We start from the raw sequence: 20,500 nt of genomic DNA, 5'->3' as shown, positions 1-20,500 counted from the left end.
TGGTTCGATCGTGGCCATGGATTTCACCTGGTTGGCCGACCGGCTCGACGGCAGGCCGAGGGTGGTCGTGTCGACGACCAGCACCGGTATGGAGCTGCGCCACGAACTGTGGGTCGCGTACCTGTACGGCTACCGGCCGGTGGAGCACCGACCGGCGGCCGGGTCCGGGGCCTGGACCGTGCTGGTCCTGGACCCGGACTCGGCAGCCCGTCGCCGGGCCGAGTGGATGCGCACCCCCGACCTGCGGCCGGAAGCCTCCTCGCTGGTCGACTGGACGGACGATTGGACGACGAACCTCTGGACACCTCCGGGCTGGCCTCCAGGGGTCGGCCCGGTCCCGCCGCCCGACCACCTGCTCCCTCGGGTTCCTCTGCGTGACCGGGGGAGCAGGCGCCGTACGATCTGGCTCACTTGTGGCGTGATCACGGCCTGGACGATCAACGTCGTGAGGTGGGCCTGGTCCGGCGCCCCCGGAGTGGCCGGCCTGGTGCTGTCCGGATTCCTGGGCAGCCTGGTGCTGCTGGCCTGCGCGATCGCGGTTCGGCGCTCGCGCCGCCGACTCCGGGACTCGCAGGCGGACGCGCAACGGTGGGGGTCGTGACGGAGTGTCCCGGGCGGGGAGCGGGGAAGTCGTGTGTGTTCCGCCGATCTGGCTCGGGGACGACTCCTCCGTGATGAAGAAGGTCATCGAGCGGTTGTACGCCTGCGCCTCGATCCTCGACTTCGAGGGACAGTACGCCTACTACGGCGGGGCCGGCGGCTGCCTGATCTCCGGGAACGAGGACGGCGCCAAGCACTATGCGATGAACGTTTTCTACAGCCTCCAGCACGGGGCGTCGATCAGGAGCCTGGCGGCGGTCGACGTCCGAGACCGAGCCCGGGGCGTCCGCAGACCCTGGACCTGCGGGCCCGGCCGGTGCGACCAGGTGGCGTTGACCGGATGTCTACCCACGGCAGGTCTACTGCGAGCACTGACCCCTTCGAGACCTTGGGAGGACCAACAGTGGTCAAGCGAGCAGTACTCGGCCTGGCGGCGGCGGCCCTGTGCGTGATCGGCGGCGGGGCGGCGCTCGCCTACGCGGGCACGGACGGTGCTGCCCGTCCGTCGGCGCATCAGGGCGCCGACGGACGGACCGGTCACGCCGAGCACGAGTCCGTCATCCTCGCGTGGGGCTGGCTCGACAAGCCCCGCGAGCACGTCCTGTAGGCCGGCGAGCCCGCCCCGTTGGTGCAGGTCAGCGCCGCACCGGCGGGGCGGGCCCGACTCCCCGCAATCACACACCAGCTCATTGGGGTTCGAACATGAATCGCATGCCTGTACATCCGTCCGCGACGCTGCCGGTCCTGGAGACCGCCCGCGTCCGCCTGCGGGACCACCGCGCCGACGACCTCGGCGCCATGCGCCAGGTCTGGGGCGACGCCGCCGGGATGCGCCACCTCTCGACCGGCGTCATGGACGACAGTCGGATCCGGCACAGGCTGGACGAGGCCGTGGCGACCGCCACCGAGGTGCCGCGCCGTCACTACCAGCTGGCCGCCTGTCTCCAGGGCGACGACCGCCCCGTCGGCGGCATCCGCCTCGACGTCGAGGACGATGTCACCGGGTACTCCGGCGTCTTCACCATGGCCCGGCACCTCCGCGGCTCAGGGTGCGCCCCCGAGATCGGCTGGCTCATGCTCAAGCTCGCCTTCGCCGAACTCGGCCTCACCCGGGTGTGGAGCATGGCGTCCCTGGAGAACACCGACGCGGTCCGCGCGATCACCCGCTTCGGCTTCACCCCCACCGGCGAGACCGAGCGCTACTTCGCCGAAGCCGACGTCACCATGCGCCTGGTGACCATGGAGGTCACCGCGGACACCTGGCGCAGCATGCCCGTCCCGGCCACCCCTGGCCCCGCCTGACCCTGCGCCATCTGCTCCTGCCCGCCACCAGCCGACCCCAACTGCCGGACAGTGCGCACTGGTTGCCGGAGGAATCGCACGCATGCCGACCGCATCGAGCTCAGCCGACAGCAACCGGGACGACCTGCTCCAGCGAGGGACCGGCCCGGTGCAGGAGTCGTTCCTGGACCTGGTCAGGAACATCCGGCACTGCGCGGGCTGCAAGCCGGATCCTTCACAGCCTGCAGCATCTCGGCTACACCTCCGCCCGCAGGCCAACGCCGGCTGGGTCGGTGAGGCGGGCCCCGGGCCGTCTCACCTCGACCGGGATTCCGGCGGGCCGGAGAACGACCCTGGAGGGCGGAGGCGGACGCGGAATGGCTGGGCACGATTCAGGAGGCGCGCACGGTTCAGGGCATGGACCTCGGGTTCATGCCCTGAACCGTTGCCGGACCTCGGTGCGCTCTCCCGATGGACGGCGGAAGACACGCCTACACCTCGATGTGCGCGCCCATGATGACCGTGCGCTCGCGGGGAAGACCGAAGTACTCGGCGGCGTCGGCCGTGATGTACGAGGTGGCGATGAACAGCCGCTTGCGCCAGGGGGCCATGGTCGGGGCCTTCCCGCGCCGCAGCTCGATCTTGGACAGGAAGTAGGACACCTGGTCGAGCTGCAACGGCCCCTCGGTCCGGGTGGGGTCGAGCATCGAGAGCGCGCCCGGCACGTCCGGTGTCTCCATGTAGCCGAACCGGGCGGTGACGTGGATGATCCCGTCCTCGGCGTAGCCGAGGTCGTCGACGACGAGCCGCCGGTCGTCGGGGAGGCGCGGCAGCGGCTCGGTCTCGATGGACAGGATGACGACGTGGTCGTGCCGCACGTGGTTGCGCTCGACGTTGGCCCGCATGGCCAGCGGCGCCGTCTGTTTGCCCCGGTTGAGGAAGACGGCGGTGCCGGGGACTCGCAGCGCCGGCATCGCCCCGCTGTGCAGGCGGTCGACGAATTCGCGCAAGGGGCCCTCGTGGCGTGCCCGCTCCGCGGTGACGACCTCGCGCCCGCGCTGCCAGGTCGTCATGACGGTGAACACGGTGATGCCGATCAGCAGCGGCAGCCACGCGCCGTGGACGAGCTTGGTCACGTTGGCCGCCACGAACAGCAGGTCCACGGTGAGCAGCACCGTCGCGCCGGTGACGAGCAGCCAGACCGGGGTGGCCCACTTCTCCCGGGCGACGTAGAAGAACAGCAGGGTGGAGATGGTGATGGTTCCGGTGACCGCCATGCCGAACGCGAAGGCCAGCGCGGTGGAGCTGCGGAAGGCGAAGACCAGGGTGAGCACCGAGACCATCAGCAGCCAGTTGATCCAGGGGACGTAGATCTGGCCCACGGTGGACTCGGAGGTGTGTGCGATGCGCAGCCTCGGCAGGTAGCCGAGCTGGGCGGCCTGGGAGGTGACCGAGTAGGCGCCGGTGATCACCGCCTGGGAGGCGATCACGGTCGCGGCCGTGGCCAGTACGACCATCGGCAGCCGTCCCCAGTGGGGAACGAGCAGGAAGAACGGGCTGCTCACGTTGGCCGGACCGGCGAGGATCAGCGCGCCCTGACCGAGGTAGCTCAGGATGCAGGCGGGGAAGACGAGGACCAACCAGGCCCGGGTGATCGACCGGCGGCCGAAATGCCCCATGTCGGCGTAGAGCGCCTCGGCGCCGGTGACCGCGAGCACGACGGCGGCCAGCGCGAAGAACGCGGTGCCGAAGTGGCCGAACAGGAAGCCCAGGGCGTAACCCGGTGACAGCGCCCTGAGGATCTGCGGGTGGCCGGCGATCCCGGTCACTCCGCAGGCCCCGATGGCCACGAACCAGGCGATCATCACAGGTCCGAACAGCCGGCCCACAGCCGCGGACCCCCTGCGCTGCACCAGGAACAGCAGCACGATGATCACTGCGGTGAGTGGGACGACGGCGCTTTCCAGCGACGGCTCGACGACCTTGAGCCCTTCGATCGCCGACAGCACCGAGATCGCCGGGGTGATCATGCTGTCGCCGAAGAACAGCGACGCGCCGAAGATGCCGAGTGCGGCCAGTACGGCGGTGGTCCGCCGGCCGCGCGGTGAGCCGGACCGCCGCAGGAGCGTGATCAGCGCCATGATGCCGCCCTCGCCGTCGTTGTCGGCGCGCATCGCCAGGAACACGTAGGTGACCAGGACGATGATCACCACCGACCAGAACACCAGCGACACCACCCCGTACACGTTCTCCGTGGTGACCGGGACGGGGTGCGGGTCGCTCGGGTTGAACACGGTCTGGAGGGTGTAGATCGGGCTGGTCCCGATGTCGCCGAAGACCACCCCGAGCGCGGCGATCACCACCGCCAGACGCACGGAGTCGTGCACGCCTTGACGAGGAACGTCCGGCCGCCGCGCCGGGGAGCCGCTGTCGGCCATGGTGGATCTCCTCCGTGCGGGGACTGCTGGGCCGCAGACCAGGGGCATCCTGGCGGACGATACCGATCCCGCCGTGCGATCGTCGGGAGGCGTGCGCCGCCGCTCCCCGAACGGCCGGTTGTGTGAACGGGGTCCTGGGGCGGCGCATGCGGATGCCCTTGGCAGTAGTGGCCAAGGGCATCGGTGTTCGTACGGGTCCGAGGCCGGTGCGGTGCGTCGGGAAGCAGTCGTTGGCGGCGGGAACTATTTTCCGGGCCGGCAACCTGGGTGCACTGTCGGAACCGGAGCCGGCGCCGGTCGCCGAGGAGCTGCCGCGGGCCCCGGCCGATCCGGGCCCACGTCGTCGGCCTGCCGCTCGCAGTCGGCCGATCGTCAGCGCAGACCGGCGGTCGGGGCGTACCGGCCGCCCGTGACGAGGGGGAGCGGCTCTCCGCTGCGGGCGGCGACGTCCAACTGCTGGAGCAGCTCGTCCGGGGAGACGGCGATGATCGGGCAGGTCGCGTAGGTGCGGCAGTAGTGCAGGACGGAGCCGTGCAGCAGGTGGTCGAGGCGGCCGTGCCTCCCGGTGCCGACGACGAGCAGATCGGTCGGCGCGGTGACGGCGCGGACCAGGGCCGCTCCGGCGTGGCCCCTGACCACCAGCGGGTGGATGACCAGGTCGGCCGGGTAGCCGCCGAACGCCTGCTCGAAGGCGGTGTCGACGCGCTTGCGGGCTGCGTGCTCCAGCTCGGACAGCGGGCGCAGGTGGTCGCGGTCGGTGCCGTCGGAAGGAACCCACGCGACGACCGGCACCAGCGTGGCCCCGCGCCGGGCCGCCTCGTCCACGGCACGTCGCAACGCGGCGAGACTGCTCAACGAGCCATTCAGCCCGACGATCACCCGGGTGGTTCCGGTCATGGCCGTTCGCCTCCGTCAGAGGATGGTTCACTGTGTTCAGTGAACGCGCCACGCGGGCCGGGCGGACGGCCGCTGACGGCATCATGACGCCCGGCCGCGGGTTCCTGACGGACCTCTGACGTGTGCGGTTCCCGGTGACGACCGGCCCGCTCACCGGGTGAGGGCGGGGCCGGCCCAGTACACCACCTCGCGCCGGAGGGGCCGGAAGCCGGCGGCCGCGGCCAGGGCCCGGCTCGCGTGGTTGCTGTCCGGCGCCGACCACGTCGGGACGAGGCCGTGTGTGTGCGCGGCGGCGGTGGCGGCCTGGATGCAGGCGAGGGCCAGGTCGAGGCGGCGGAAGGCCGGGTCGGTGGCGACGGCGAGGTCGATGTGCTCGCGTCCGACCAGGTAGCCGCAGGCGACTGCGGCGAGGTACGGGCCGAGGAAGGCGCCCCAGGCGAAGCCGCTCGCGGCGACCGCGCCGTGGCCGCCCCAGGTCCGGGCGGTCCAGTGCGGTCCGTCCGGGGCCAGGACGCCCCGTGAGGCGAAGCGGTCGAGCAGTGTCTCGTCCCCGGGACGCAGCGGACGCACCCAGGCGGCGGTGTGTGGCGACACCCGCCGTCGCGGCTGCTCCACGTACACGTGCAGCACGCGAACCCACGGGGTGAGGTGGGTGAAGGTGCGGCCCAGCAGGGGCAGGAATCGGTCCGGGGCGTGGAACTGGCCGCGCCCGAACCGGCCCAGGATGCCGGGCTCCAGTCGGCTCGGGTCGCCGGCCAGTAGACGCTCCGGCCCGCAGTGGACCAGCAGCGCGCGGACGTCCGAGGGGTCGTCAGCCCACCAGCCGCCATGGGAACTGCGCTGGACATGGGCGGGGAGAACAGTGGCCCCGGGGCGCTCGGGGCTGAACCAGTCGGTGGACGGCAAGGCGGCGGTGAGGAGCATGTTCCCATTGAGGAGGGCAGGAGGAGACCGGGGCTGGTCGTTGACGGAAGCCTGGCGGCGCGGTGGCCGACTCTGACGGTTCCCTGTCACCGGCACGCGGGTGAGCGGTACCTGGTCGTGGAGGGCCACCGGTTGAGCCCCGACAGCCTGGACCGGTTCACCATCGCGCGGGCCGTCGACCGCAGCTGACCGTCCTCGTGCGAGCGCGACGCCGCGGTTCGTCCCCCCGGTCGGTGGTCGGGGAGACGAACGATCCGTCGTGCGGAGCACGGCATCAACGGGGTCCGGGAGACCGGGGAGCGGGTGGTGGTGGCGCTCACCGGCCGGCCCGAGGCGAGACGCTGATCCGCCGGGCCGCCCGGATTGCCGCCCGGACGGGGAGGGGACATCCTCGCCGTGCAGGTGGGCGCCCACGAAGCCTCTGGCAGCGGCAACCTCCGTTCCCGTTGGGTGAGTTCGGGCCGGGGTGGGGCCTCTTGCGTCCGGTGTCCGATCGCGTACAGTCGGTAGCGGTGTGCCGGGAAGTCTGGTCGGCGTGAAGGTCGTGCGCGCCTCCGTGCGGTCGGGTGGCGCTGTCGACGTGGTCCCGATCGCTGGAGCGCGCCATGGACGTCGTCGTTCCGCTCGTGTTCTTCCTCGCCCTGGTCTCCCTGGTGCTCACCGCGCCGCGCCTCGACGCGCTCCGCGGGCGACGCCGGGCGGGGGTGCTCGCCAATCAACTGATGAAGCGTCATGGCTTCCTGTCCAGGTTGGAGTTCACCGTCTCCCGACTCCCGGTGGCCGGTCCGCCCTTCCACTACGGCGCCGCGCAGCGGCTAGCCGACCAGGTGGGCGGCGTGGTCGACGGCCTGCCGCTCACCGTGGCGGGGTACAGCTGCCGGTACAACGGCGCGACCCACGTCTACGGGATCGCGGTGGTGTCGCTGCCGTCCCCGGTCGACGGGATCGAGGTGCGGCACGAACGCGTCTTCCACTCCGTCCTCGTCGTCGAGCCGGTGCCCGAGGGCCGGAGCAGCAGTGGGGAGACGGAGTTCGACCGCCGATACCGGAGCTACGCGGCCGATCCGGACCAGGCCCGGCGGGTGCTCTCGGCCCAGGGCGTGCGTGAACTGTCGGCCGCGCCGGAGCCGTTCAGCTGGCGCGTGGACGGCACGGACCTGCTGCTCTGGCGCTCCGGCGGGTGGGACTCGGCGGACTCGCTGCTCGGGTGCGTACGGGCGGTGACCGCCGTGCTCCGACCCGAGGACGGGTGACGGGGCCCGGAGTGCGGTTCTCCATGCCCAGGTTGTCGAGGAGAAGGCCGTGGGTGTCGTGGACCTCGCCGACGACGGCGAAGACGGCGTGCAATCGGGTGGGTGCCTCGCGCTCGCAGCGTAGTCCGGGGGTCTTGGGGAAGACCTCGGGGTCGTAGATGCAGCCGGCCGAAGTAGAGGCTTTCAGCTGCCGCCAGACCTCGGCTGCCGCCGCGTCGGTGCCCAGCGAGGCGCCATCACCTACCAGGACACCGCGCTCACCCGGTAGATCCGGGACCTGATCACCGAGCACCGCATCGACACCGTCCTGTTCACCGACGCCCTGTGGGGGGCTCGGCCGGCTGCGCGGCGACATCCCCGGCCACGTCCGCCGCGCACTCGCCGCCCGCGCTCGCCCGCGCTGCTACATCTCAGCCGTGAGACTCGACGGGCCCAGGCGCGGCGCGCCGTCGGCGGCCGCCGTGTGCCGCCCGCGCCACCACGACCCAGCCTCCGACTTCACCTTTGCGCCCGGCATCGCGACGGACTTGATCAGCTCCCCGGAGCGCCCGCGGATATCAATGCGGACCGGCAGCGTGCGGCCCCGCACGATGGTCCCGCCGGGCCCGGCCGGGTGCTGCTGGCCCAGTACCTCGGTCACGGCCGTGACGAGCGCCGCCGCTACGGCGTCCTCGGTGATCTGCCCGGTGTCGTCCCTGAGCCAGTGCAGGACGAGCGTCCAGTCGCCCCTTCGGGTTCCCGTGCGGGGCTGGGTGGGCTCCGCGCTGAGGCCGAGCTCGGCGAGGGCCTCGATCAGCGACTCCACGTCCTGGCCGTCGAGGTGCTGGAAGTTCTCTTCGATGAGCAGCTGTGCCATGAACGTTCCCCCGTGTGATGGTCGGTCGGACGCGGTCGCGGACGGTGCGCCCGCGAGACGTCGTCCTGCGACGATGCCGAACCCCAAGACCGACAGGACGTGCTGCCGGAGAACCCTAACGATGATGGTGAGTCGGGCCGCTGCCGGGGCCGACGAGCTCGACCCCGCGGTGCGCATCGCCGCCGCCTACGCGCTCGCGGCCGCCACCGGCCGCGCCCAGGACCTCCTCACCGCCCTCCACGCCCGCCTGCCCGCCGAACACGACCCAGCGGTCCGTGCGGGCCTGGTGCTGGCGATTGCACAACTGGCCCGAGCCCGCCACGATGCGCAGACCACGGTGTGGATGCGGGCCTGCTGGTCACCGGGGATAGGCGCAGCTCGGCGGGTTGCCCCCCGGGCGGTCTTGCGGGCCGTCGGGGGCCTGCGTGGATTGGGGGGTGGCGCCTGCGGCGCCACCGGTTGCGGGCGTGGTCCGTGTGGCCTTGGTTATTTCGCGTGTCGGGAGGTTGCCTTCAGCTTCGAGACGTCGATGGTGTCGCTGTTGGCCGGCGGGGTCACGTCGACCGGCACGTTGAACGCGCTGAAGGTCATCGTGGCGCTGCCGCTGCTGTCGTTGCCCGCCATCTTCAGCGGCCACGGCGTGCCCTGAGCAGCAACCCACAGGTCCGCCGGGCTGTCGTTGGTGGAGGTGATGTGCAGTTTCACCGCGGGCTGGCCGTTGACCGTATCGGTGCCGACCTTGGTGGCTTTGTTACTGCTGTTGGTGAGCTCCTTGGTGAGCTGCGAGAGGTCGCAGAGGTGCGCCATGTCTTTGAGGTCGGCGTCGTCCTGGACGCCGGTCATCCAGCGGCCGTTGAAGAGTTTGGCGCCTTCGGTGTTGCCGCCCGAGATGTCCTTCAGCATTGTGGCGTCGGGCCGCATGTAGGTTTGCTGCGGGGTGCGCAGGAGGTCCGCACGTCCCTTGGCGCCCATGCCGATGCTGCCGTTGCAGTCGCCCTTGGTGTCTATGGACATGTGCATCTCGACGGGGCTTCCGCTGTTCGTGACGTTGGCGTCGAGCTTCAGCGAGCTGGCTCCCTTCAGGGCGGCGGTCGCCTGCTGGAGGATCTGGTTGCCGGTCATCGTCGACAGGTCCGGGCCAGTCGGGGAGGGCGAGGCCGAGGGGGCCGCCGAGGTCTGGGCGCTGGAAGCGGCGGACGAGCCCGGGGCGGGAACGGCAGCCGGCTTGGTGCCGCTTCCCGAACCGCAGGCCGTGACGCCGAGGGCGAGAACCGCACAGGTAGCTGCGATCCGGAGCGGGGTGGTGAGACGCAATGTTCAGCTCCGTTACGGGATAGGACTTGCGATCGAGAAGAAGAGGTCCGACACGGACAAGATCCGCACGAACCGACGCGGCGCAGACGCCCCGGCACAACCACCGTGAGGATCCGGCGTCCGAACGCCGACACGGCAGACGGCCGCCCTGGACCCAAAACCGCCTGCGCCCCGGACAAACCGCCGCACCGCCCCTCCCCGGTTTCGCCCTGACGTCGTTGCCGCGAAGGAGTCTCGTCGGGGAATGATGAGGATTTGATGAGGAAGGGGATGACGTACTGGGCGTTCAGGTTGGGGGACTGGGTGGTGTTGCCGAAGTGTGCGGCCGCCTTGACTGCTTCAGCGGCGAGATCGGAGGCGGCGGCGCTGTCGGGGGCGGCGCGGGAGTTGTCGAACCAGGTCCCGGCGAGCGGCGAGGAGGTGGGGTGGTTGACGTGGGTGCCCTGGTCGCCGCAGGTCACGGTGCCTTGCGCAAGGCCCTCGCAGTACTGGTTCAGGATGGTGCCCCAGGTGTCCTGGCTGCTGCAGAGGCCGCCGGACAGGCTCTGCAGATCGGGGGCGACACCGGCCGGGTCGTTGGACCACTGCGATCCCCAGAACACCAGGTACACCTGGGGGTTGGGAGAAGCCACGCCCTGCTGGTTCGACGATCTCAGCGAGAGCGTGCCGTCACCCGCGGCGGTCCGGCTCAGCGTGTGGGCCTGGTACTTGACGCCGTGGTGGTGCTTGCCGGCAGCGCCTGGGCGGCCGTGATCTCGCTGCAGGCGCTGCGGCGGGCCGAGGAGTTCCACAACAGCCGCCTTTTCGCATCGGTCAGGGCGAGGAACAGCAGGCCGTGCGCCTCATGTTTCCCCGAGTAGTTCTTCCGGTTCGCCCGCCCGCTGCGCCGCCGGGTTCGGATCAGCGTGCCGTCCAGCAGCACCACGCATCCGCTGTATGTTCGGGCCGTAGCGGTGCGCCACGAGACGTTCCAAGCAGGCCGTCGGCCCCAGCTCCGTAGAGCTGGGGCCGACGGTGGCGGGGAGGTCGGGTTCAGTTGGGTTCCGGTGGCCAGGTGAAGCTGAGGGTTTCTGCGGCCTCCCGACAGCCGCAGCGGCGTGGGCCGCCAGGACTCGTGGGGCGCACCACCGCCGGACGCTACGGCGTGGTCGCTCACCGTCGAGCCGTGAATGTCCCAGGTCGCCCACGCCGCGGCGTCGGAGGATCGGACAGTGCTGACGGTGTAACAGGCTCAACCCCTCCGGTGCTCTGCTCGGACAACAGAGAGATCATCAGGGCCGCGCTTGTGTGTTACCGCGATACCCGGCATCGCCGGGGCGACCGCTCTGTCAGGAGTGTCGCCAGGCGACGGAGAACGCGTCGCTGTTGAGCGCGCCGGTGGTGGCCAGCGTCGTCGTGCTCCGGGTGATGGTGGACAGATGGGTGGCGTAGTCGCCGATCGGCCGGCCGTCGACGGTGACGCTGGTGAACTTCAGCGGGCCGAACTTCGCCAGGGTCGGCACGGAGCCCGAGCCGATAGGTTCGACGATGGCCTCGGCGTTGACGGAGGACGCGGTGGCGAGGTACTTCTGGAAGGACTTCGTCCAGCCCTTGGTGGTGTCGCTCAAGGTCAGCGTGTACCAGTGCCCGCCGTCGTCGGTGACGGTGCCGGTCATGGAGTCGCCGGCCTGGACAGGCTCGCTGAAGTAGATGCTGTCCTGCGGATACATCTCGACCCACGTGTTGTACTGAGCCCGACCGGTCGAGCAGTCGAGGTCGATGCCGATCTGCTCGACGGTGTCGCTGTCCCACCCGTCGAACCCGACCCAGGGGGAGGCGATTCCGCGGTTCTGGGTGCAGTCGAGCGCCGGGATGTTCCAGGTACCCGATATCGCCGTGAACGTGGAGCCGTAGGTGATGTAGCCACCCCAGATGTTGTCCGCGTGCTTGCGGGTGTGGTCGCTGCGGTGACTCGCCGTGGCGGCGGCCGGGGCCGCCACGCTCAGGGCGGTTGCCAGGCCGACGGCCGTCGTGACGAGCAGGGCGAGTGTGCGGGTGTGGGGGCGGGCGATCATGGGATCCTCTTCGAGTGGCAGATGGGCGCCGGATGAACGTCAGGGGTCGTATCCGGCCGGGGACACGCCGAAGTCTGCGCCGGCCGGGCCAGGCCGGCGCAGATGCCACTTGGTGATACCTCCGCAGTTATCGGGGGACGTCACTTGTCGTACCGTCGGAGACCGGGCGCCGACGCCAGCCACCTGAACGCAGAACCCGCTGAAGAGATCTGGAGGTGCACGGCCCGCCTCGGTAGCATCTGACCGTATGAGACTGGGCTTTCATCACCTGGAGGTCCTGGTCGCTGTTGCGGATGCCGGCAGCATTCGCAAAGCGGCTCAGCTGCTGCAGGTCGCCCAGCCGGCGCTGACGACCCAACTGCACCGCATTGAGCTGGCATTGGGCAGTAGTTTGTTCCACCGCCACCGCGACGGAGTCACCCCGACCGAAGTCGGCCGGTACGCGATCACCCGTGCTCGCGAGCTCCTGGCGGGCATCGACGACCTCGAGACGACGCTGCGCACCCTGGCCAAGGACGAACAACCGGTCGGGGCCTTGCGGGTGGGCGGTGTGGCGGGGCCGTTCCTGCCGATTCTCGTGGACGTGCTGCGCGAACTGCTGCCCGGGCGCGACATCCCCACCGTCATGGAACCGATGGTCGGCACACTCCTGGAGCGCTTGTCCACCGGCGCACTCGACATCGTGGTCGTCCACGAGTTTCCCGGCTTCGAGGTGCGCGCCCCGGAGAACATCGACTTGCACGTCATCATTGCCGCCGAGCCGATCTTCGCCATGGTCGCCGAATCCCACCCAACGGCAGGCAAATCCGAGATCTGCCTCGCCGACCTGGCCGACGACGACTGGGTCATGATGACCCCCGACGACACAGGCCTCTACGCCCGGCTGCGGATCGTCTGCGCATCCGCCGGGTTCACCCCGCGCATCCGGCACGCAGCCAGCGACTCCTCCGCGGCCATCGCTCTGATCTCTGCGGGACAGGCCGTCGGCGGCCTCTACGCGACCGGTCGCCCAGCCCCTGGTGTCACGGTCCGCCCGATCGCCGGCACCCCGCACTGCCGTCAGATCATGCTCGGCTGGCGCCGGGACTCGGAAGTCGCCGGCCTCGGTGACGAACTTGCCGAGCGACTCCTCCAACAGTATTTCGACCTCGCCAACGACCGCCCACACTACGCAAGTTGGCTTGCTGTCCGGGGCCGGGACGCGATCCTCACCCTCCCGCCACGCGCGCACGTATCCACCCGGACCTGAGACCTAGTAGTACTTCGTTAGGTCGATTTGATCTTGGGGGTTGTGGCGGTGCATGCTGCGGCCTGTGGATCTTGGTGAGGTGGAGGCGCTTCGTGGGGATCTCGGCGAGTTCGTGGCCGAGGTGTTCGCGTCGTTGGCACGTAAGGACCAGCGGCGGCAGGGTGATTGCTATCTGCGCGGGCTGATGCTGGACGGGCGGCGCAAGTCGATCCAGCCGATGGCCGAGCGGCTGCCGGACGGGAACATGCAGGCCCTGCAGCAGTTCGTCAGCCAGTCGCCGTGGGACCACCTGCCGGTGCTGCGACAGGTCGCCCGGAAGATGACCGCCGCGATCGCGCCCGAGGCATGGGTGATCGACGACACCTCGTTCCCGAAGGCCGGCGACCAATCGGTAGCGACGTCCCGGCAGTACTGCGGCGCGCTGGGCAAACGCTCGCTGTGCCAGGTCGGGGTGAGTGTCCATGCCGTCACCGACCAGGCCTCCAGCCCGCTGTCCTGGCGGCTGTTCGTGCCGCCGGAGTGGGACGACCGCGACGATGCCCGCAGACACCGGACCGGCCTGCCGTCGGAGGTCGGGCACGTCGAGAAGTGGCGGCTGGCCGTCGACATGCTCGACGAGGCGACCGCCTGGGGGCTTGCTCCGCAGGTCGTGGTCGCCGACGCGGGCTACGGCCAGTCGGCGGCCTTCCGGCACGCTCTGCGCTCCCGGGACCTGGGCTACATCGTGGCGGTGCGCGGGGACGAGACCGCGCACCGCCACGACGCGGAGCCGGTGGTGCCCGCCTACGGCGGCGCCGGCCGCAGGACACTGCCCCGCTACCGCACCGACTCCACCGCACTGCACGAGCTCGCCACCGCGGGCGGGCGCCGGGCGTTTCGGCAGGTCACCTGGCGCCAGGGCACCCGCGGGGCGATGCGCTCGCGGTTCCGCGTCCTGCAGGTGCGGCCCGCCGGAAAGATCCCCCGGGCGCTCGCCGCCGCCGACGCGGGCGGCGGCGCCGCCTGGGACGGCGTGCTTCCGGCCGAGACCCTGCTGGCCGAGTGGCCAGCGGGCGCCAACGCTCCCACCGACTACTGGCTCACGAACCTGCCGCCCGACACCGCGATCCGCCGCCTCGTGCGGCTGGCCAAGATCCGCTGGCGCATCGAGCACGACTACCGCGAGATGAAGCACGGCCTGGGCCTGGACCACTTCGAGGGCCGCACCTGGCGAGGCTGGCACCACCACGTCACCCTGGTCACCGCCGCCCACGCCTTCCTCACCCTCCGGCGCCTCGACCCAAAAGTCGAGGCGCCGGCCTGACCTTCTACCGAGTCCTCGACGCGATCCAGGACCTGATACGGGCCTGGACCGGCGAATGCCCCACCTGCCACCGCGAGTTACCCGACCCACGTCGGCCGGTGCACTCCCGAATACTTCAGACCTAACGAAGTACTACTAGTGGTTGTGCGGATGGTGGAAGCCGGGGGCATGGGGCCCTCGTCGGAGTGGAAGACGGCGTCCAACGCCCGTGCGGCCATGGCGGTTTGGTGGTCCACCGGCAGGCCGGCGCGGTTGGCGTGGAAGACAATGTGGTGCGCGAGGACGGCGCGCAGACCGCGGGTGAGAACACCGTCGCGGGCGAGGCGGGCGAGGTCCTGACCGGTTTGCTGGAAGGCGTGGACCCAGCGGCCGTGGTGGGCGAGCGGGGCGGTGTCGCGGGTGAGCGCCCAGGTGTCGAGGCGCATCAGGTGATGCATGGCGGAGGTCATGGCAGCCGCCCGCTCGGGGGCCACGGGGGCGGGGGCGTCACGGAGCATGGCGAACTGGGCCCAGACGTCGGCCTGTTCGCACCAGTCGAGTCCGGCCGCGCGGAGCATGGCGGAGACGAGGACGACGACGGTCTCGGCCCGGCCGAGTGCGGGCGGCCCGGGCTCGGCCGCCCGGGCCAGCAAGTGCTGGCTGTCGGTATGGAAGAGCCGGTGGGCGACCTCCATGGCCTCGGGGCCGCCGAACGCCTCGATCTCCGGCTCGTAGATCACGGTGGCCCAGACCCCGACGAGCCCCTCCTCGACGAGCGCGTTCGCCAGCGCGGTGATGGAGGGTTCGGGGGCGGCGGCGCGGTAGCGCAATCGCAGGCCCTCCTTGCGCATGTACCACCATCCGTCCAGCGCGCCGGAGTCCTGGGCGGCAGTGAGGACGGGGGCGAGGCGGTCGGCGGAGAGGCGCTCGGTGGCTTTTCGGTCGACGGGAGTGATGGTGTGCTGGATCCAGCCGGTGGTCATCGGATCGGTCCTCAGTCAGGCGGTCAGGAGGCAGGCGTCCCAGCGGGTCGCGGACGCGATGCCGGTGGCTGGGGCGAGTAGAGCGAGGGCAGTGCCGGCCGCGCCCTCCAGGAACGCGGGCCCCGCCGTCGCCAGGAGGCGACGTGCTTGCTCGTCGGGGTCGGTGTGCGGAGGGTGGGTGGTGTCCAGGAGCAGGTCGGCGGCCGAGCGCAGCCGGGCGGCGTTGCGCGGCGAGGCGTCGGTGGCGGCGCGGTGGGCGATGTGGGCGAGCCCGGCGTAGCCGTGGCAGGCCGACAGGTCGGTGGTCGCGGCGAGTGTCTTCGGGTCCACCAGCGCGCTGGCGAGGGCGGTCTCGGCGTCGTGGCGCAGGTGGGCGTCGTCGAGGGCGCGGGCGGCGAGCTGCTGGGCACGCGCGACTCCGGCGGTGCCGTAGCACCAGCTCGGCCGCTGTGGCAGTGGCTTGCGGTCGGGGCCGGTCAGGTGTGCGGGCGTGATCCAGTACGGCCAGGCGTGGCCGTCGCGCCAGCGCTCCAGCCAGGCCCGGATGGTGCGGATCGCCTCGCGCTGCCCGTCGACCTCGACACCGCTGCGCAGCGCAAGGGAGAGCAGTGCGAGCGGGCCCGCGATGCCGTGCGCCACGCCGGTGTTGGCGTGCCCGCCCGGGAACCGCTCGTCCGGCTTGCCGGACGGGCCGTCCGGGGTCCACCAGCCCGGCAGGGCCTAGCCGTTGTGCTTGACGTCCTCAGCCAGGCGGACCAGGCAGCCCAGGATCCGCCGGATCGTCTCGCCGCCGGGGGCCCGGCGCAGGAGCACGGTGCCGACGCCGGCCAGGCCGCGGATGGCGTCGAACTCGGCCAGCGCCGGTAAGTCGGCGCGGTCGATGCGGGCGAGAGCTTCGTCGCAGCGGCGCATCGCGTTGGCCGCCACGGTCTGGTCGAGGTGGTCGAGGGCGCGTTGGTAGGAGCCGGGCCGCGCGTGGGCGGCGCAGGTGAGAGCGTGTGCGAGCGCAGGCGCGCCGTAGTACAGGTAGCTGTCGGCCCCGCTCGTGACCGGGGCGTCGGCCGCGATCGACAGCCAGGCGCGCACCGGCTCCCATGGGCCCCGTCCGGTGGCGGCGCGTTCGATGTGAAGCAGGGCGATACCCGGGGCGCCGTGGGCGAGGGACTGGCGCCACTGTGGCCGAGACGTCCACACTGGCGGCGCGTCGGCAGGGTCGGCGAGCAGTTCGGCGATCCGGTCGGACAGGCGCAGGGCGGGGTGCGGGGTGGTCACTGGTCACCGTCCCGGGAGAGGCGGGCGAGGGCGGCTGCGCGGGCCAGGTAGAGGACCTGGGCCTCGTCGTCGAAGTCGATGCGGTGCGCGCGGATGTAGGAGCAGTGCAGGAGGGATCCGAGCACGTCGTCCGCCTGCACGCCTTGGGTGTGCGGGCCGGGGAAGTGCTGGCGGTAGGCGTCGAGGGCCCGATGGCGGTCCGTCCAGGCGTCGACGACGGTGGCACCCCCGGGCTCGGCGCGCAGCGCCGCCCAGTCGCGAGCTGGGTCCGCAAGGCGCACGGCTTCGCGGAAGACCGGCCTGGGCACGGCGGCCGGGGCCTGGGCAGGGACGTTGTCGACGAGCCAGTGAAGCCCGGCGGTGGTCGAGCCGGTGAACCCTGCGGCGATGGCGACCGCGTGGGCGGCGAGCAGCGCCTTTCGGTCGGGCAGCGCGGGCTGGGCCAGCTGGGCGAGGACGGCGGCTGAGTCCGCGCGGAAGACCTCCTCCGCCTCGGCCCAGGCAGGTCCCTCGCCCCACCGTCCGGTCTCCGCGCAGGAGGTCGGGTACACGACTTCGGACAGCAGCCCGGCCTGGTGGAGTTCGGCGGTCCAGATGCTGATGGCGATGGCGGCGGGGCCGAAGGCGGCCGGGTCGGGCAGGGCGATGCGCAGCCGCAGGCGCTGGCGCGGGTCGCGGAATCGGACGAACCACCACTTCGGGCTGGTGCCCCGGGTGTACGCCCGGGGCACCATGGGACGGTCCGGTGTTCGGGCCGGGCGGTGACGCCCAGGGCGCGGGCGGTCGAGTCGCTGCTGCTCGCCGCCGGGGTCGGCGTGGCGAGGTCGGTCTTCGCGTTCGCGGTGGCGCCCGTCTTCGGCGTCGCGCCGGGGGCGGCAGCCGGGGTCGCGGTGTCGCCGTCCTCGGCCGTCGCGGCGGTCAGGTGCAGGACCGGTGCCGGGTGTTCGGGTTCGGGGCTGGCTGTACCGGGCCTCGTCGATCCAGCGCACGATGGTGCTGTTGCCGCAGGTCTGCAGGGTCTTGAAGACGAGCTTGTCGGTGCAGTCGGGCAGCGCGCCGAGGCCGACGGTGAAGTCCTGGTAGTGGCCAGGGGTGATCTGGCCGCCGGTCCACACGATCCGGGAGACGGCGTCGGTGATGTCGCCGTCGTCGGTGTGGATCGGGGTGGCGAGCTTGGTGGTCTGGATCTGGTCGGTCCGGCCTGGGATCGCGGCGACCTTGGCGGACGGGACCGGGCGGTCGGTGGGAACGTCGATCTCCACCTTCACCGTGCTGTTCTTGTGGTCCTCGTTGGGCATGCCGCGCTTCCTGCCGCGAGATGCGGCATTGCCGCCGTGGAGTGTCCGCCGCGTCCAACCGCAGCAAGGGCGACAAGTCACCGGACGCCTGACACCCACCGGCAACTACCTACTTGCTGTGACCGCATACGTTCGCCGGGTTGGGTACTGCGGGCCTTCGGCCGGTGGATGTCGCCGCGCGTCGGCTGGGAGGAATCCGCCGGCTTCGGTGATTCAGGCCGTCTCCGGTTAGCCCGGGAGGCGGAAACGCTGCCATGGATCCGCGAGCATCCCGAACGTGTGCCGGATGTGTCAGATCGTCACTTGCTGACCCTGGTCGTGGAACCGGACCAGGCCAACCGGACCGAGGCAGGGCACATCACGGTGCGCTGCCGCACACATGGGAGACGACGTGAGGAACCGGCAGAGACTCGTCAGCTGTGGGCTTGCCGCCGCGGTCGCGGTGGTCAGCACCGCAACAGGTCTGGGCGTCACCTCGGCCGTTGCCAGTCCGCAGCCTCACCACTGGGCCGCCGCGGCCGCCTGCGTGCCCGTACCGCTGTGGGCGAACACCGGCGGCGGTAGCGACCGCCTGATCGAGTACAACCCACTCACCGGGGCAGAGCTGCAGAACGTCCCGGTGGCGCGGGACTACGGCGACATCGCCTTCAGCGCCGACGGCACCACCCTGTACGGCGTCACGTTCTCGGGTGCGCCCAGGCTGGTCGTGATCAACACCGGAACCGGGGCAGAGACCTCGACGGTCGCGGTCAGCGGCCCCGCAGCCTCGCCGGGAGCTCTCAACGCGCTGACGTCGCTGTCGAACGGGATGCTGCTCGCCGCTACCAGCCGCTCCGGGAACCTGTACACCATCGACCCCGCCACGGGAGTCAGCACCGCCTTCCCGGCCCAGTTCCCCCCCGGGATCACCTCCGCCGGCGACCTCACCCAACTCAGTGACGGTGACATCCTCGCTCTCGGCGCCACCAGCACAGGCACGACCGTGGCCTTCCGGATCGCCCCCGACAACACCCTCACCGAGATCGGTACCCTGCCGCGCTCCTTCGGGGTGACGCAGTCGGGAGGCCAGGTGTACGTGTTCGAGTCGGGCGGCAACATCGACCAGCTCACCTCGGTCCCGACCGCGCCGTCGACGGCGCCGCTGCCCTTCACCGTTCTGGCGGCCACCGGCCGCCCGTTCTTCGGCGCCGGCTCCGCCCAGGACAGCGGCCAGTGCAACCTGCAACCCGGAACCTCGTACTCCGTCGCCAAGGCGTCCTCGCCGACCGGACCGGTCTGCCCCGGCGAACGCGTCACCTACACCGTGACCGTGAAGAACACCGGCACCACCCCCTACTTCGGTGACTCCGCCGGCTTCGTCGACGACCTCAGCAAGGTCCTGGACCACGCCACCGTCGTGGGCTCACCGACCGCGTCCGCGGGAACGGCCACCATCAGCGGCACCACCCTGACCTGGGCGGGCCCCCTCGACGTCGGCGACACCGTCACCGTGACGTACACGATCAGGGTGCGTGCACACGCCCGCGGACACCTCACCAACAACGTCCAGCCGACCGCGCCCGGGGGCAGCTGCGCCACCATGGGGGGCTGCACGACCTCCACGGACGTCAAGCGGCACGGGAGATGGTGGGCAGCGAAGTGAACGCGCGGAGCAGGAGCGGGGACGAGATCCCGGCCACCTGAGCGGAGCTTCGTGCCGACGGCGTCGCGGGTGTGTCCGCGGCGCCGTCCTGGTCTGTCGGACGGACAAGGATCCCCGGCACGGGCTCGGGCCGGGGAACCGGGGACGGGAGACGGGATGGGCGCGTCGCGGACGTCCGAGGCGGCGGAGGGGGGCCGGGGTTGCGGGGGATGGTCGGCTTCGCCGCATCCGCGGGTTCGGGCCGCACTTCACCCGGGTCGGGCTCCCCCGATGCCTCGGGGCCGGCGACGTTGTCGCCGCCCGGGGCCAGCACCTCCTCGACCCGCGAGCGGGCGACGACCCACTCGTTCCAGTCCTGCTCGGCCACTGTGCACTCCACCCCGGCCCGACGCAGGGCACCGATCGACTGGAAGTCCGGCGTGAGCGGGCTCAGCGGCTTCGACGTCCTGCCCGACAAGCTCGTGGGCACCTACACCACAGCCGGGGTTGGCGCCGGAAGCGTGCCACCTCTGTGGCGAGAGGTGCGTCCGCAGGGGCGGACCCCGCCGCAGCCTGACCACCGCGGCGAAACATGGGGTCCCGACCGGCCTATTCGGGTGGAGTCGGCAGCGGTGCGAGGGTGCGGACGGTGTTGTGGGGGCGGGCGCAGGGGTTCGCTCGGCGTGGAGGGCGTGTCGAAGGAGTCGTGGTGGAAACCGGTGATGTTGCTGCCGACGGGGGCGCTGGACTCCAGGCCGCCAATCTGACGATACGTCAGCAAAGTCAGCATTGAGTCAGCATTGGTCCGGCCATGTGCTGGAACAGACGGTCGGACTCTGTGAAGCGCAGGCTGTGCGAGACGAGCGCCCTGCGGGTTGGGCGGAAGCTCGCGGGGGCCATGGTGGAGGGCCAGGATAGGGAATGCGGCGGACCTGGCTGCCGCGCTCCCCGCTGGGAGAAAGTGCAGGTCAGCGCACGCGTCCGCGCGGTTTCAGGGGGATGCCCGGGAGCTCGGGGGCGGGGAGGCGGTCGCCCGGGTAACCGTGGACCTCGCCGAAGCGGTTGGTGTGCATCCAGTCCGAACCCGCGTTCGACATAATTCCGCGGCCTGGAGCTGCGAATCCGGGGTCTGACCTGGGCGGACGTGCGTGTGTCCGCCTGGAGGGCGTTTCTCTAGG

At 71.2% G+C, this 20,500-nt stretch carries 16 protein-coding genes and 3 pseudogenes; 9 read left to right on the top strand and 10 right to left on the bottom strand.

What is annotated here, in order from left to right; all coding sequences use genetic code 11:
* Window positions 1-16 precede the first annotated feature (16 nt).
* The 5 genes and pseudogenes from ACGF12_RS27670 to ACGF12_RS27650 form a co-directional block, all read left to right on the top strand.
* Entirely contained in the window at window positions 17-601 is a 585-nt protein-coding gene (locus tag ACGF12_RS27670; protein WP_393035496.1) for a hypothetical protein, read from the top strand.
* 28 nt (window positions 602-629) lie between these two features.
* Window positions 630-830 (top strand): annotated as a pseudogene (locus tag ACGF12_RS27665) (flavodoxin family protein); the annotation flags it as partial.
* Between the two features lie 173 nt (window positions 831-1,003).
* Window positions 1,004-1,207, top strand: a complete 204-nt coding sequence (locus ACGF12_RS27660; RefSeq protein WP_393035494.1) for a hypothetical protein — start codon at window positions 1,004-1,006, stop codon at window positions 1,205-1,207.
* A 104-nt stretch (window positions 1,208-1,311) separates the two neighbouring features.
* A complete protein-coding gene (locus ACGF12_RS27655) occupies window positions 1,312-1,902 on the top strand; it encodes a GNAT family N-acetyltransferase (protein ID WP_393035491.1) in 591 nt (196 codons plus the stop codon).
* A 185-nt stretch (window positions 1,903-2,087) separates the two neighbouring features.
* Window positions 2,088-2,266: pseudogene (locus ACGF12_RS27650) on the top strand (flavodoxin family protein); the annotation flags it as partial.
* A gap of 106 nt (window positions 2,267-2,372) precedes the next feature.
* On the opposite strand, the gene ACGF12_RS27645 reads toward ACGF12_RS27650, so the two are convergent.
* From ACGF12_RS27645 to ACGF12_RS27635, 3 genes are all read right to left on the bottom strand, one after another.
* The gene (locus ACGF12_RS27645; RefSeq protein ID WP_393035488.1) at window positions 2,373-4,319 is read right to left on the bottom strand and encodes a potassium transporter Kup; all 1,947 of its coding nucleotides are present in this window, start codon (window positions 4,317-4,319) and stop codon (window positions 2,373-2,375) included.
* A gap of 372 nt (window positions 4,320-4,691) precedes the next feature.
* A complete protein-coding gene (locus ACGF12_RS27640; RefSeq protein ID WP_393035485.1) occupies window positions 4,692-5,216 on the bottom strand; it encodes a universal stress protein in 525 nt (174 codons plus the stop codon).
* Window positions 5,217-5,366: 150 nt separating this feature from the next.
* A complete protein-coding gene (locus ACGF12_RS27635) occupies window positions 5,367-6,140 on the bottom strand; it encodes a GNAT family N-acetyltransferase (protein ID WP_393035482.1) in 774 nt (257 codons plus the stop codon).
* Window positions 6,141-6,745: 605 nt separating this feature from the next.
* On the opposite strand from ACGF12_RS27635, the gene ACGF12_RS27630 reads away from it, so the two are divergent.
* Window positions 6,746-7,393: a hypothetical protein gene (locus ACGF12_RS27630; RefSeq protein ID WP_393035479.1), complete on the top strand. Its 648-nt coding sequence runs from the start codon at window positions 6,746-6,748 to the stop codon at window positions 7,391-7,393.
* A 403-nt stretch (window positions 7,394-7,796) separates the two neighbouring features.
* On the opposite strand, the gene ACGF12_RS27625 is transcribed toward ACGF12_RS27630, so the two are convergent.
* The 4 genes from ACGF12_RS27625 to ACGF12_RS27610 all read right to left on the bottom strand — a co-directional run bounded on the left by ACGF12_RS27625 (window position 7,797) and on the right by ACGF12_RS27610 (window position 11,617).
* Window positions 7,797-8,249 (bottom strand): hypothetical protein, encoded by a 453-nt coding sequence (locus ACGF12_RS27625; protein ID WP_393035476.1) that lies wholly within the window; start codon window positions 8,247-8,249, stop codon window positions 7,797-7,799.
* A 486-nt stretch (window positions 8,250-8,735) separates the two neighbouring features.
* Window positions 8,736-9,563, bottom strand: a complete 828-nt coding sequence (locus tag ACGF12_RS27620) for a DUF2092 domain-containing protein (RefSeq protein WP_393035473.1) — start codon at window positions 9,561-9,563, stop codon at window positions 8,736-8,738.
* 688 nt (window positions 9,564-10,251) lie between these two features.
* Window positions 10,252-10,488, bottom strand: coding sequence for a hypothetical protein (locus tag ACGF12_RS27615; RefSeq protein ID WP_393035470.1), 237 nt, complete (start codon window positions 10,486-10,488; stop codon window positions 10,252-10,254).
* 403 nt (window positions 10,489-10,891) lie between these two features.
* A complete protein-coding gene (locus tag ACGF12_RS27610; protein WP_393035467.1) occupies window positions 10,892-11,617 on the bottom strand; it encodes a G1 family glutamic endopeptidase in 726 nt (241 codons plus the stop codon).
* A gap of 247 nt (window positions 11,618-11,864) precedes the next feature.
* Between ACGF12_RS27610 and ACGF12_RS27605 the strand changes: the two genes are divergently transcribed.
* Complete coding sequence (locus tag ACGF12_RS27605; RefSeq protein WP_393035464.1) at window positions 11,865-12,866, top strand: LysR family transcriptional regulator; 1,002 nt, start codon at window positions 11,865-11,867, stop codon at window positions 12,864-12,866.
* A gap of 64 nt (window positions 12,867-12,930) precedes the next feature.
* Window positions 12,931-14,169, top strand: a complete 1,239-nt coding sequence (locus tag ACGF12_RS27600; protein ID WP_393035461.1) for an IS701 family transposase — start codon at window positions 12,931-12,933, stop codon at window positions 14,167-14,169.
* Between the two features lie 77 nt (window positions 14,170-14,246).
* On the opposite strand, the gene ACGF12_RS27595 is transcribed toward ACGF12_RS27600, so the two are convergent.
* The 3 genes and pseudogenes from ACGF12_RS27595 to ACGF12_RS27585 all read right to left on the bottom strand — a co-directional run bounded on the left by ACGF12_RS27595 (window position 14,247) and on the right by ACGF12_RS27585 (window position 17,701).
* Window positions 14,247-15,131: a thiopeptide-type bacteriocin biosynthesis protein gene (locus tag ACGF12_RS27595; protein ID WP_393035458.1), complete on the bottom strand. Its 885-nt coding sequence runs from the start codon at window positions 15,129-15,131 to the stop codon at window positions 14,247-14,249.
* 15 nt (window positions 15,132-15,146) lie between these two features.
* Window positions 15,147-16,325: pseudogene (locus tag ACGF12_RS27590) on the bottom strand (lanthionine synthetase C family protein).
* A 74-nt stretch (window positions 16,326-16,399) separates the two neighbouring features.
* Window positions 16,400-17,701, bottom strand: coding sequence for a thiopeptide-type bacteriocin biosynthesis protein (locus ACGF12_RS27585; RefSeq protein ID WP_393035456.1), 1,302 nt, complete (start codon window positions 17,699-17,701; stop codon window positions 16,400-16,402).
* Window positions 17,702-18,092: 391 nt separating this feature from the next.
* Between ACGF12_RS27585 and ACGF12_RS27580 the strand changes: the two genes are divergently transcribed.
* On the top strand, window positions 18,093-19,343 hold the full coding sequence (locus ACGF12_RS27580; protein ID WP_393035453.1) for a hypothetical protein: 1,251 nt from the start codon (window positions 18,093-18,095) through the stop codon (window positions 19,341-19,343).
* Window positions 19,344-20,500 lie beyond the last annotated feature (1,157 nt).

Source organism: Kitasatospora sp. NPDC048296, assembly GCF_043201815.1.
Taxonomy (GTDB): Bacteria; Actinomycetota; Actinomycetes; order Streptomycetales; family Streptomycetaceae; genus Kitasatospora.
This window is presented reverse-complemented; position numbering and strand designations above follow the sequence as displayed.

Coding starts and splice junctions, on each gene's coding strand:
- ACGF12_RS27670 (WP_393035496.1), top strand. CDS start 17: ATGGATTTCACCTGGTTGGCCGACCGGCTCGACGGCAGGCCGAGGGTG.
- ACGF12_RS27655 (WP_393035491.1), top strand. CDS start 1,312: ATGCCTGTACATCCGTCCGCGACGCTGCCGGTCCTGGAGACCGCCCGC.
- ACGF12_RS27645 (WP_393035488.1), bottom strand. CDS start 4,319: ATGGCCGACAGCGGCTCCCCGGCGCGGCGGCCGGACGTTCCTCGTCAA.
- ACGF12_RS27640 (WP_393035485.1), bottom strand. CDS start 5,216: ATGACCGGAACCACCCGGGTGATCGTCGGGCTGAATGGCTCGTTGAGC.
- ACGF12_RS27635 (WP_393035482.1), bottom strand. CDS start 6,140: ATGCTCCTCACCGCCGCCTTGCCGTCCACCGACTGGTTCAGCCCCGAG.
- ACGF12_RS27630 (WP_393035479.1), top strand. CDS start 6,746: ATGGACGTCGTCGTTCCGCTCGTGTTCTTCCTCGCCCTGGTCTCCCTG.
- ACGF12_RS27625 (WP_393035476.1), bottom strand. CDS start 8,249: ATGGCACAGCTGCTCATCGAAGAGAACTTCCAGCACCTCGACGGCCAG.
- ACGF12_RS27610 (WP_393035467.1), bottom strand. CDS start 11,617: ATGATCGCCCGCCCCCACACCCGCACACTCGCCCTGCTCGTCACGACG.
- ACGF12_RS27605 (WP_393035464.1), top strand. CDS start 11,865: ATGAGACTGGGCTTTCATCACCTGGAGGTCCTGGTCGCTGTTGCGGAT.
- ACGF12_RS27595 (WP_393035458.1), bottom strand. CDS start 15,131: ATGACCACCGGCTGGATCCAGCACACCATCACTCCCGTCGACCGAAAA.
- ACGF12_RS27585 (WP_393035456.1), bottom strand. CDS start 17,701: ATGCCCAACGAGGACCACAAGAACAGCACGGTGAAGGTGGAGATCGAC.